Below are 12,461 nucleotides of genomic sequence, written 5' to 3'. Positions count from 1 at the left end.
TTTAATTCCAAGACTGTTGGTGCTCTTCGTAGGTTTGCGAGAAGTACTCCTCGTCCTGCGTAATGTAGAAATACAGGTCATCGGAGTCGGTCGGCTCAAGCGTGGCCTTGAGTGCCTCGAGCGACGGGGAGCAGATGGGCGTGGGTGGCAGACCCTCGTGCTTATAGGTGTTGTACGGACTATCGCTCTGCAGGTCGTCGGCGGAAACCTCGCCACCGGTGACATACATCATAGTCGCATCGCTGTTGAGATAACGCAGACCATCGAGCTTGCCGGCAAGGCGGTTGTAGAAGACCGAGGCGACATGTGCGCGCTGCTCGGCGTTGAGACCCTCGCGCTCAACGATGGAAGCGAGATTGATGATGTCGTAATCGGACATCTCCACGCCGTAACGCTCTTTGATCTTGGCCTCGCAACCGGCAAAATCGAGAGACTTGTACTCGGTGTTGAACTGATCGAGCATGGCACGGATAACGTCATCGGCGCTCGGGTCCTTGCCCAGCGAATAGGTCTTGGGGAACAGAAAACCCTCGAGCGAATCGTTGGCGGCGCCCTTAAGGAAGCTATAGTCGTCCACGTAGTTGGAGGCCTTGGCCTGGTTGAGGAAGTCTTCCTTAGAGATGCTGTCGTAGGCCTGGGCCACACGGTCGGCGACTTGATCGACCGTTAGACCCTCGGGAATAGTAAGCGCATTGGAGCCCGCATTGGGGCCTTCCATGAGCTGCTGAACAACCTTGGTCGCATCCATGAATGTGGTGAACGAATAGGTACCAGGCTTGAGCGACATATCGGCATTGAGCTTTTTGACCGCCGCATAGTAATCCTTGGGATTTTCGACGATATGGTTCTCGGAGAGGATCGAGGCGATGGTGTCGCCCGAAGCACCGTCGGGAATGGTCACCGTAACCTGCTGACCAGCCGTAACCTTCGTATCCTCACCGGCAAAGAAGCCCTTGACGGCCGGCACGACAAAGAAAGCGATCGCAGCAAGCGCGAGCACCGCCACCACAACGCCGATGATCATGGGAGCCGGAGAACTCTTCTTTTGAGCACCGCGTCGAGCACGCGTGTCGTAGCTCGAGCGGGTCGCCGGAGCAACGCCATGCAAACCGCGAGCATGATGCGAATGCGATTGGGTAGCCTGCGTTCGCCGGACAGGTGCCTGCTGCTTAAAGCGGGTACCGCCTGCAGGCTGGGCCGTACGAGCAGTGGGCTGCTGAGCCGCGCGAGAAGCCGGATGCTGAACCGAACGAGCAGAAGGCTGCTGACCCGTCCGTTGAGCAGGTTGGGCCGAACGAGCGAAGGACTGCACCGGGCGCGCGCCAGGCTGAGCTGCGCGCTGCGTCGGCCGTGCCGGACGCTGGCCAGGCTGGGCAGGGCGCGACGCGGGCTGACGTGTACGATTCGGCTGGCGCGGATCGGAAGCGCTAGGCATGCGAAACCTCCTCGTTTTTACGATCGAGCCACGTCTGCAAAAACAGGCTGGCGGCAATCATGTCAATCTTGCCCCTCATCTGCTTTTCGTTGAGGCCCTGCTCGCGCAGGATACGCTTTGCCTCTTGTGAGGACAGACGCTCGTCCTCAAACTCCAACGGAAGATCGAGCTCGTCGGCGATCTTTTGTGCCACGGCGGCAACGCGCTCGGCTTGAGGGCCAGGCTCACCGGCCATGGTCAAGGGACGTCCGCTTACCAGGATGTCGGGCTCATAGTCCTCGACCAGGTAACGGAACGTCTTGGCCATACCGGTGACCTCGGCGGCCGGGAGTACCTTGACGGGCATCGCCATCTTGCCATCACGGCTCGAGACGGCAATGCCAATCCTGGTCTCCCCTATGTCCAGTGCGAGCGCGACCACAACGACTACTTCGGTTCTTAGGCGCCGAGCGCGGTCTTAGCGGCCGCGAGGGCATCGGCGATACCGGCGGCGTTCTTGCCACCGGCCTGGGCCATGTTGGGACGGCCGCCACCGCGACCGTCGACCAGGCCCGCGATCTGCTTGATCACGTTGCCGGCGTGGAAACCGGCCTTGACGGCGTCATCGGAGCCGGCGGCAAGCAGGGCCGGGGTGCCCTTCTCGGTCACGCTGGCGACGACGCAGGCGACAGGGCCGGAAACCTTCTGGTGCACGGTATCCCAGACGTTGCGCAAATCGGTTGCCTCAAGGCCCTGGAGCTCGGCGACAACAAGCTTGTAGCCATCAAGCTCGACGGCGCCCTCGATAGCATTGGAGATAGCGTCGGAGGAGCCACCGGTCAGAGCCTTCTTGAGCTTATTAGACGTCTCGCGCAGCTCGGCCTGCAGGTTTTCCACACGGGCAGGAACCTCGTCGACGCGGCACTTGAGCGCAGCGGCAGCGGCGTCAACGAGTGCCAGGCGGTCGGCCATGTAATCGAGAGCGCCCTTGGAGGTCACGGCCTCGATACGGCGGACGTTGGAGCCCGTGGAGGACTCGGAAATGATCTTGAACAGGCCGATCTCGGCAGTGTTGGCGGCATGGGTGCCACCGCAAAGCTCACGGGAGAACGGCTGGTCCTCGGCGCCCACGGAAACGACGCGGACAACGTCGCCGTACTTCTCGCCAAAGAGGGCGACAGCACCGGCGGCCTTAGCCTCATCGATGCCCATGACGCGGGTAACGACCGGCTTGGAAGCGAAGATCTGCTGGTTGACCAGGTCCTCGACAGCCTTGAGCTGCTCGGAGGACAGGGCCTCAAAGTGCGTGAAGTCAAAGCGCAGGTGCTCGGGCGTCACCAGCGAACCGGCCTGGGAAACATGCTCGCCCAGGACCTGCTTAAGCGCGGCGTCGAGCAGGTGCGTGGCGGTGTGGTTGCGGCGCAGGAAGCCACGGCGCTCGGCGTCGAGCGCGGCGGTCACGGTGGCGCCGACGGTCAGCGTGCCCTCGGCAACGTGGGCGACGTGGGCATACAGGCCGTTGTGGTTCTTGGTATCGGAAACCGTCAGCGCAACGCCCTCGGCAGAAAGCTCACCGGCGTCGCCCTGCTGGCCGCCCATCTCGGCATAGAACGGGGTGCGGTCGAGCACGACCTCGATATCTTCGCCCGCAGCGGCGGACTCTACGGACTCGCCGTTGCGCACGATGGCGACAACCTTGGCACCCTCGATGACGTCGTTGTCATAGCCGTCGAACTCGGTCGCGGCAACTTTGTCGGAAAGCTCGACCCACACGTCGTTGAAGCTGCCCCAGGCGTCGCCCTTGGCATTGGCGCGGGCGCGGGCCTTCTGGTCCTCCATGCAGGCGGTAAAGCCGTCCATGTCGACGTCGTGGCCAGCGGTACCGGCGATCTCGACGGTCAGGTCGATGGGGAAACCAAAGGTGTCATGCAGCTTAAAGGCAACATCGCCCGGAAGGACAGCGCCGTCGGCGAGCGCGGCCAGGGCCTCGTCCAGGTAAACGCGGCCGTTGTCGAGCGTCGTGGAGAAGCGCTCCTCCTCGGAGGCAACGATGCCCTTGACGAGCGCGACGTTCTTGAGCAGCTCGGGATAGGCCTCGCCCATCTGAGCGTTGACCTCGTCGATGAACTTGGTCAGGAAGGCGCCCTCGATACCCAGCAGGCGACCGTGGAACACGGCGCGGCGGAGCAGGCGGCGAAGGACGTACTCGCGGCCCTCGTTACCGGGGAGGATGCCGTCCGAGATCATGAAGTCGACGGCACGGGAGTGGTCGGCGATGATACGCAGCGAGCGGCTGGCACCGGAGTAATCGTCGGCGTCATAGGTCTTGCCGCTGATCTCCTCGCCCAGCTTGATGAGGTGCTGCATCAGATCGCCGTCGTAGTTGGCGGTCTTGTGCTGCATGATAGCGGCCATGCGCTCCAGGCCCATGCCCGTATCGAGGTTGCGGTGCGGCAGCTCCGGCATGGAGCCGTCCTCCTGGCGGTCGTACTGGGTAAAGACGAGGTTCCAGAACTCCAGGAAGCGGTCGCAGTCGCAGCCGGGCTTGCAGTCGGGGCTGCCGCAGCCGACCTCCTCGCCCATGTCAAAGTAGATCTCGGAGCACGGACCGCAGGGGCCGGTGGGGCCGGCGGCCCAGAAGTTGTCGTCCTCGCCCAGACGCGAGATGTGATCCTCGGCAACGCCCAGAGAGCGCCACACGTCGTGGGTCTCGTCGTCCTCGGTAAAGACGGTGAAGTACAGGCGGTCGAGCGGCAGCTTGAACTCCTTGGTGATGAGCTCAAAGGCCCAAGCGCAGGCCTGCTGCTTGGAGACGCCGCCAAAGGAGAAGTCGCCGAGCATCTCAAAGAAGGACAGGTGACGACCATCCTCGCCGATGCAGTCGATGTCGTTGGTGCGGACGCACTTCTGGCAGGAGATAGCGCCGATCTCCTTCATGGTCTTCTTGCCCTGGTAATACTCCTTAAACTGGTTCATGCCGGCGTTGGCAAGCAGCAGCGAAGGATCGTCGGGAACAAGGGACGAAGAAGGATAGAGCTTAAGTCCGCGCTCCTCAAAGAAGTTGAGGAACTTAGAGCGGATCTCGGCCGTAGTCATTGACGGGTAGTCAGCACTCATAGAGGGAATCTCCTCGGTTTCACATCGAAACAGTTCAAACGTAACGATATTACCATCCCACCGCGCAAGTGCAAAAAAGAGGGTCGCCAAACAGCGACCCTCCAGCGAATTTGCACGTTATTGCCTATGAACTTGAACTTGAAATGGCTTACTGCTCATCATCGTCCATGGAACCGTCGATGCCGGTATTGGTATCGTCGTCCGAGTTGGAATCGTCGTCTTTGGCGAAGGGATTCTTGAAAAAGCCCGTAGCATCGGGCTGAAGGCCCGAGAGCTTGATCCAGGGGTTATCGAGCTCGGGCCTGGGCATGGCCTGGGCCTCGGGCGCAGTCTCGTTACCGATGAGCTCGGACTCATAGATGAATGTATCGTCTCCAAGCGCATCGTAGGCGGCGACCGGGTTACCCTCAGTATCGCGATAAGGCGTGCCCTTAAACACGGCGCCGTCGTATGCCACGAGCTGGCGGCCGGTCTCGTTCTCAAAGTAGTAGACGAAAATGCCCTTGAGGGCCGCGCACAGCGGAATGGCGATAACCATGCCGATGGCGCCCATAAGCGCCGAACCGATAACGAGGGCCGTCAGGCTCATGATGGGATGCACCTGCACCGAGCTCTGCATGACCTTAGGCGAAATGACGTTGTCGGTGACATTTTGCGCCACCATGGTCACGACCAAAGTCCACAAAGCCAGCATCGGGCTGAACATAAAGCCGAGCACCGTGGCGATCGCCGCGCTCACCCAGGGACCGACAACAGGAACCAAGTGCATAATGCCCGTAAAGATGGCCATGAGTGCCGCGTAGGGATGGCCAATGAGCGTAAAGCCGATAAAGGCCAGGATGCCACCGCAGATGGACGTCACGACCATGCCGCGCATATAACCGCCAACCGAGCGCGAAAGAATCGCGACCATAAAGCGGTACGAGGTCTCCTTTTCCTGACCAATGATGGTGCAGACCTCGTGGTGCATACGGGGATAGTCGCAGGCCAGCCAATAGGCAAGCACCAGACCGAGGAAGATGACGAACAGCTGCGAGGCCGTATTGGTAATGAACGGGAATACACCGCGACCAAGCTCGGCGGCAATCTGAGATACATACTTGGACGCCACGGTAACCAGCGAAGAAAGATTATCGTCCAGATACTCTTTGAGCGGCGTGTTGTTGAGCGTCTTGGCATGCGAGACCATCTCGTTGAGATCACCGCCCGCAACACGAAGCTGCTCAGGCAGGCGGCTCAAGACTTCCATGATCTGACCAAAGAGAATCGGCGACAAGATGCAAACGACACCGACGAGCACAGCAACGACCACAATAAGCGCGATAAGCGAACCAATGCCACGGTTGACGCCGTGATGCTCGAGCCAGTTAGTGATCGGCGACATCACAAAGGCGATGATGGAACCGACAGCTAGAAACTCGATAACCGGCGCCAAGATACCCATAAGGTTAAAGATGACGGCGGCGATGACAATGCAGCCGACGACGGCCCAAATGCGCAGCGTCAGAATACGGGTATCGCGCAGCGCGCGATCGGTTTGTTGGGGGTGTTCACTCATGAACGAACCATCACTCCGTCGGGGTCGATCTTGTCCTGAACCTTCTTAAGTGTACGGCGCAGCAGGCGCGAGACCTGCACCTGCGAGATGCCCAGCTTCTTGGCGATCTCGATCTGGGTCATGCCCTTTACGAAGCGCAGCTCGATAACCTCGCGCTCGCGCGGCGAGAAATCGCGGATGGCCTCCTCAATCACCAGGCGGTCATCGGTAAAGTCGAGTTCGTTGTCATCGTCGGCATAGCGGTCGAGAATCGAAGGCGCGTCGTCGGAATCGGACGCACCGGGAGCCTCGATGGGCACCGAGGTATAGGCCGAGGACGATTCCATGGCCTCCAGCACCTCGTCAACGGTTACGTCTAGGTACTCAGCGATTTCCTCAACCTTAGGCGAGCGCTGTAGCTCGTTAGTGAGCTTGTCGGTAGCCTGGTTAACCTTGGCAGAGAGCTCCTGCAGGCGACGCGGAACGCGCACACTCCAACCCTTGTCGCGGAAGTGACGCTTGATCTCACCCAGGATGGTGGGCGTGGCAAACGTGGTGAACTCAAGTCCGCGCTCGGGATCAAAGCGGTCGATAGCCTTGAGCAAACCCAGATAGCCGACCTGCATGAGGTCGTCGAGCGGCTCGCCGCGATTCTTAAATTTGTTGGCAAGAAACCTTACCAGGTTCATATGGGACATGACGAGCTGCTCGCGGGCGTCCGGATCACCGGTCTCTTTGTAGCGACGAAACAGCTCGCGGGTTTTCTCCTTGTCCCAAGCGGTCTTACCGCTCCGGGAACGTTCGGTCATATTAGATATCCGCCTTGAGATCGAGGGAAAGCGTCAGAGGCGCCACAGTCTTTTCGTAGGAATCGCACACGCTTGCCAGAATGAGCTCGGCATATACGGCGGCCTGGTCATCCTCATCGACAGTCGCCTGGTCGCCAAAGGTGAAGGTCATACCCACGTGAGACTCGTCGACATCGAATTTGATCGAGATAACGTCAGAATCAACGGCCGTGCAGCCAAAGATGAAGGCCTCCTCGGCAGCCATACGAATGTCCTCGATGCGATCGACGGACATGGAACACAGCGCGCCGACATTAGCCGCCGTCATGCGCACCAAGCGTGCCAGACGCGGATCCCCGGCAACAGTCAGCGTGATAGAGCAAGTTGCTTCACTACTCATCGCAGGACTCCTCGGAGGTCTCGGCGGGCGTGTAGGTGTAATACCGGGCTGCTTTAGCAGCAGGCTTCTGTGCATCATCGTCACCAGCAGCGGCATCGTCCCCGGCTTCGCCAATCAGGACACGCTCGGTCGGCTGCTCGGCTTCGGCGGCAGCGGAAAGATTGCGCTCGGCCTCGACCGCGGGAGCCTTCACCTTGTTAAAGAGTTTCTGAACGGCACCGGCCGCAGAGTCGGTCACACTCGACACGGCATTGCTGGCCTCGGCCATGCTGCCCGTAACCTCGGAAATGTCGCGAACCACGGCTTCGACCTCTACGAGATTGGAGGTAAGAGCGTCGACGGCGGTCTTGGTCGACTTGAGGAGCGGCTCAACCTGCGCCAGCGCGGGGGTGAGCTCATCGACGGCGCCATCGAGCTTTGCTACCACGGGTTGAGCCTCGGCGATGGTGTTGTTAAGGTCGCTCACCGTCTTGTCGAGCGAATCAACGACAGTGCGGGTCTTTCGCAGCGTGAGCGCGAGCTCGATGACAGCCCACACGCCGGCAACGACGAGCAGCAGCAGGGCGATTTGGATGGGACTCATACAAGCCTCCCGAAGGAATCGAAATACAGACGCTGTTCATGGTACCCCAAAGGGGACCGAACATGCCAAAAGCAGCAACGTGAGACAAAATTACCAGCAGCTACTTCGGTGCATTCCCGCTACGGTCGCGCTCGCTTTGCTCTACACGCCACTCTTCCCAGCCGCGGCCGGCAGGCTGCCAAAACGCACCGCGCTCCAGCCCCTCGGGCAAATAGCGTTGATCGACCCAGCCTTCGGGATAATCATGCGGATACTTATACACACCGTATTCGTCGCTGCCCGGGCGATGACGATCGCGTAGATAGCTCGGCACCTCGCGCAGCCCACTTGAATGAATATCGGCCAACGCCGCATCAATCGAGGCCTCACACGCGTTGGATTTTGGCGCCAAGCACACATAGAGTGCAGCCTGAGCCAGATTAATGCGGCACTCGGGATAACCGATGACCTCGGCAGACTTAAACGCGGCATGCGCCACCAATAGCGCCTGCGGGTCGGCGTTGCCAACATCCTCGGAAGCCTGAATCATAATACGGCGAGCGATAAACTTAGGGTCCTCCCCCGCATCGATCATGCGCGCGAGCCAATAGATTGTGGCATCGGGGTCGCTGCCGCGCATAGACTTAATAAACGCGCTGATGATGTCGTAGTGCATGTCGCCGTTTTTGTCATACGAAAAACCACGGCGCGGATTGGCAATCTTTACGTCATCCACGGTAATGGGATAACGCTCCCCCGCCGCCGGCGCTGGCGTCCCTTCCGTATCGGGACGCGTGACGGCAATCTCGCTCGCAAGCTCGAGCGTCGTGAGTGCCGAGCGAGCGTCACCCGCAGCCAGCGTGCAGATGGTCTTAACCGTATCCTCATCGGCCGAGAACTTGCCGTTCAAACCCTGCGGCGCCTCGAGCGCACGCTCGATAAGCGTGGCGATATCCTCGTCCTTTAAATGTTCAAGTTCCACCACGCGACCGCGCGAGAGCAACGCCGAGTTGACCTCGAAGTACGGATTCTCCGTCGTGGCGCCAATCATAATGACGGTACGGTTCTCAACCGCATGCAGCAGGGCATCCTGCTGCGACTTGGAGAAGCGGTGAATCTCGTCGATGAAAAGAATGGTGCGACGGTCGTACGTATTCAGGCGCGTCTTGGCCTCGTCAATCACGCGGCGCAGGTCCTTCACAGTGCCCGTCACGGCGCTGACCTCGACAAACTCGCTCTTGGTATGGTTGGCGATAATGTGGGCCAGTGTCGTCTTGCCCGTACCGGCCGGCCCATACAGAATCACACTCGACAGCACGTCATGCTCAATCGCGGCACGCAACCACGAGCCCTTACCGACGGCCTTTTGCTGGCCCACGTACTCGTCGAGCGAATTGGGCCGCATGCGCACCGCAAGCGGCGCATTCTGAAAGGAACGCTCACGCGTCGAAGCAGAAAACAGGTCGTCCATAGCCATCCCGTGCATCAATCAAAAACGTTTTCCATGAACAGTATACCGAATATATACGAACTACCGTTCGTTAATATAGGTACGGTGCGGAAACATCAATCCCGGGAACAGCTTGCTCGTGAGCTCGCAGAAATAGCCGTCCGTCATGCTCGCAATGTAATCCACGACCGTCTGGTCCTTATCGTCCTGCCATGCATAGGTGCGATCGTAGTAGGAAAGCTGCTGCTCAATGCGAGAAATGTGGTGCTTAAAGATATACGAGGACTCGTCGCCTTCGTTTATATCCCGCAGGCAACGGTCATAGAGCTTTTCGAAGGCCTCGCGCAGCTCCGCTTCGGAGTCGCCTTCTATGCCGCCCTTGCTATAGATCTTCTCGTAGTTCTCGCGCTTGGCCCGGCGGATCTCCTCAAACAGGTCCTCGCTCATCTCGATGCGCGGCTTGCCATAGCTGTGCTCAACGATATCGATAGAGGCATGCGTAAGGATCCAGCTGTTGTATGCACCGCCCAGGTCATCATCAAAGGCGTCGGGTGACAGCAGGCCCGCCGCAATGGCGTCTTGGCGATCGCGCCCAACGTAGGCAAGGATATCCGAGATGCGAACCACGCAGCCCTCGAGCGTCATGGGGCGCAGGTGCTCAATTGCGCTATAACCCGTGGCAATGCATTCCTCGACGGTTCGGTCGAACTGGTCAAAGGAACCCATGTCCGAAAGCTCAAAAACACGCTGTTCGTACTCGCCGTTGTGGCACAGTACGCCATCGAGCGTCTGGAGCGACACGTTGCGGCCGTACAGCGCGTCGAGCACGCGGACCGACTGCACATTATGGAAAAAATAACGCCCCGTGCGCTCATGATAGATGTCGTTGAGGAAACGCTCGCCGGCATGGCCAAAGGGCGTGTGGCCCAAGTCGTGGCCTAAGCCAATCGCCTCGATCAGATCGCAGTTGAGGCCCAGAGCACGCCCGATATCGCGAGCGATGCGCGAGACAAGCTGCACGTGCAGGCCGCGGCGCGACAGATCGTCGTTGCTGCGAAAACTGAAGACCTGCGTTTTGCCTGCATAACGTGTGTATGCTGGCAGATGCAGAATCTTTTCGATATCGCGCATAAAGGCCGGACGCATAAGCGTGCCCTCGTCTGCGGCCCGATCGACACGGCGGATGGCCTGGTCGTCACCGCATCGATAGGGATTAACGACACCCGAGGCGCGGTCGGCGGCAATGCGCTCGACCAGCTCGGGCGACAACGCCGCGGGAATGCGATCCAGGCGCGCCTTGATGGCGGCTGTCTGTTGATTGATTGCCATGGCATGCTCCTTAAAAAGGGCGCGCAAACGGTTACAGCGTACTACCCACGAACTCGATTATGGCAAATATTGGCACCAAAAACGGCAGCAAAGGCAGCGAGCGCGATTTTACGATGAGACAGGCGGCGGCAAGGGTCAGGAGCGCAACCGCAAACGCGACGACGCCGCCCAGGGGATCGAAGGTGCAAAGGGCAAAGAGCGCCTTGGCATCCCCCATGCCAACGCCAGGGGCATGGCGAAGGCGACGCCAGAGTGACTCAGTAAGCACAAGGGCAAGGTAGACGATGACCGCAAGACCGGCGTGGTCAAGCGCCATGTTAACGCCCTTGTCGAGCCAGACGCCTGCAAACGCCGCCACCGCACACGCGCCGGCAAGCTCATTGGGAAACCGCCGCTCGCGGACATCAATCGCCGCGCCGGCAAAGATGCAAATCCAAAACGGGATATAGAACATCGAAACCCCTCAACTGAGCGCTCAAACGTAAAAACCACCGCAAAGGTTCTATCCCCTTTGTGGCGGTTTTGATGGTGGTTATTTGGCGCCCTGCATGACCTCGTCGAGGGTAACGCTTACGGCGTGCTGCGTCGGCACCCAGTCGACCTTCAAGAACAGCGCTGCCACCGTAATGGGGATATAGCTGAACATAAAGATCGGGAAGGTAAACAGGTTGGTTACCAGACGCCACTTTTGCGCGCAGTGAATATGCTTGTATTCAAAGATAGTCGTGAGCAGCGCCAGGATAAAGAAAGTCTGATACATCATAGCGAAGGTCATAATGAGCGAAGCGGCACACGCCTGCATCTCGACTTCGGTAGCCAAGAAACCGTGCGAAAGGCCGCCCACGATGAGGAACGTCGCATTAGCGAGCATCGAGATCAGAGAGAGCAGCATGCCCGGTGCGATCGTCATAAACATGTCGTAGGCGGCAAAGCGATGATAGCGGAAGGTCGATTTGACCAGGTGCTTACCGTACGTAAAGAACACCTGGTAGAAGCCCTTGGTCCAACGCATACGCTGTTTCCAGGATGCCTTAAACGTCACGGGCTGTTCGTCAAAGAACTCCGCCGGCGCATAGCCAATGCGAATGCCGTGAATGGCACAGAACGTGGTGAACTGAATATCCTCGGTCAGCGTGTGGAACTGCCAGCCGTGCATACCCTCGATAACGCTGGCGGAGATAAGGTAGCCCGAACCCGAAACGGCGCAAGACGTCTTACAGATGTTGCGCGCATTGTTGAGAAAGCGCGCCTCGCGCAGATACCACGTGGCATTAGCTGCCGAGATCCACGAGCTGCCAAAGTTCTTGGAATTGCGATAGCTCGTAACAACATGGAAGCCCTGGTCAAAAGCATCGTTCATCTTGGACACGTAATCGCGGGCGATAACGTTATCGGCATCGAAGATAAAGTAGCCTTCAAACGTATCGGGATACTCGTTAAGGATGCGGTCGAAGCCATAATCCATGACCCAGCTCTTGCCTTTACGGGCCAAGTCATTGCGCTCATAGACGACGGCGCCCGCCTCGCGCGCGAGCTGCGCCGTGTTGTCGGTGCAGGCATCGGCGACCACGAAGACCTCGATAAGCTCGGACGGATAATCTTGGTCCTTAATGGAGCGCACGAGGTTGGCGATCACGGCCTCCTCGTTATGCGCCGCGATAAAGAAGGCATAACGATGGAGCTTCTTGGCCTTGGGAGGCGCGACCTCACCACGAAGAGCGCCGATGACAAAGAAGACCACCTGGTACAGAAAACAGACCGTAAGCAGCGTGACGACAATCTGGTTGAAGATCACGATAGGTGTGTTGGTTTGTAAAAAGGCGAGCATGCAGGCTCCCAGGAACGCGTGACGTAAACAACCGTA

Annotated in this window: 11 protein-coding genes; all 11 read right to left on the bottom strand. The window is 59.1% G+C overall.

Annotated elements, in window-relative coordinates; translation table 11 throughout:
- Window position 1 precedes the first annotated feature (1 nt).
- The 11 genes from mltG to ACQRAJ_RS00310 all read right to left on the bottom strand — a co-directional run bounded on the left by mltG (window position 2) and on the right by ACQRAJ_RS00310 (window position 12,425).
- The gene (gene mltG / locus ACQRAJ_RS00360) at window positions 2–1,435 is read right to left on the bottom strand and encodes an endolytic transglycosylase MltG (RefSeq protein ID WP_427747355.1); all 1,434 of its coding nucleotides are present in this window, start codon (window positions 1,433–1,435) and stop codon (window positions 2–4) included.
- Window positions 1,428–1,856 carry a Holliday junction resolvase RuvX gene (ruvX, locus tag ACQRAJ_RS00355; RefSeq protein ID WP_035138185.1) on the bottom strand — a complete coding sequence of 143 codons (429 nt, stop codon included), beginning with the start codon at window positions 1,854–1,856 and terminating at the stop codon, window positions 1,428–1,430. Before ruvX ends, mltG begins: the two co-directional genes overlap by 8 nt.
- Before the next feature lie 17 nt (window positions 1,857–1,873).
- Window positions 1,874–4,531, bottom strand: coding sequence for an alanine--tRNA ligase (gene alaS, locus ACQRAJ_RS00350; protein ID WP_427747352.1), 2,658 nt, complete (start codon window positions 4,529–4,531; stop codon window positions 1,874–1,876).
- Window positions 4,532–4,679: 148 nt separating this feature from the next.
- Window positions 4,680–6,089 carry an AI-2E family transporter gene (locus ACQRAJ_RS00345; protein ID WP_427747351.1) on the bottom strand — a complete coding sequence of 470 codons (1,410 nt, stop codon included), beginning with the start codon at window positions 6,087–6,089 and terminating at the stop codon, window positions 4,680–4,682.
- On the bottom strand, window positions 6,086–6,877 hold the full coding sequence (locus ACQRAJ_RS00340) for an RNA polymerase sigma factor SigF (protein ID WP_427717298.1): 792 nt from the start codon (window positions 6,875–6,877) through the stop codon (window positions 6,086–6,088). The genes ACQRAJ_RS00345 and ACQRAJ_RS00340 overlap by 4 nt, the downstream gene beginning before the upstream one ends.
- A 1-nt stretch (window position 6,878) precedes the next feature.
- Entirely contained in the window at window positions 6,879–7,256 is a 378-nt protein-coding gene (locus ACQRAJ_RS00335) for an ATP-binding protein (RefSeq protein ID WP_427747350.1), read from the bottom strand.
- Entirely contained in the window at window positions 7,249–7,839 is a 591-nt protein-coding gene (locus ACQRAJ_RS00330) for a hypothetical protein (RefSeq protein WP_427747348.1), read from the bottom strand. The genes ACQRAJ_RS00335 and ACQRAJ_RS00330 overlap by 8 nt, the downstream gene beginning before the upstream one ends.
- Before the next feature lie 100 nt (window positions 7,840–7,939).
- Entirely contained in the window at window positions 7,940–9,289 is a 1,350-nt protein-coding gene (locus ACQRAJ_RS00325) for a replication-associated recombination protein A (protein ID WP_118237456.1), read from the bottom strand.
- 60 nt (window positions 9,290–9,349) lie between these two features.
- Window positions 9,350–10,597, bottom strand: a complete 1,248-nt coding sequence (locus tag ACQRAJ_RS00320; RefSeq protein ID WP_427728150.1) for a deoxyguanosinetriphosphate triphosphohydrolase family protein — start codon at window positions 10,595–10,597, stop codon at window positions 9,350–9,352.
- 31 nt (window positions 10,598–10,628) lie between these two features.
- A complete protein-coding gene (locus tag ACQRAJ_RS00315; RefSeq protein ID WP_427728148.1) occupies window positions 10,629–11,051 on the bottom strand; it encodes a prepilin peptidase in 423 nt (140 codons plus the stop codon).
- A 78-nt stretch (window positions 11,052–11,129) separates the two neighbouring features.
- Window positions 11,130–12,425 carry a glycosyltransferase family 2 protein gene (locus ACQRAJ_RS00310; protein WP_154515488.1) on the bottom strand — a complete coding sequence of 432 codons (1,296 nt, stop codon included), beginning with the start codon at window positions 12,423–12,425 and terminating at the stop codon, window positions 11,130–11,132.
- Window positions 12,426–12,461: the final 36 nt, after the last annotated feature.

The organism is Collinsella sp. SGI.184 (genome assembly GCF_050313415.1).
GTDB lineage: Bacteria > Actinomycetota > Coriobacteriia > Coriobacteriales > Coriobacteriaceae > Collinsella.
Note: the sequence above shows the minus strand (reverse complement) of the source record. Positions and strands in the feature narration are given on the sequence as shown.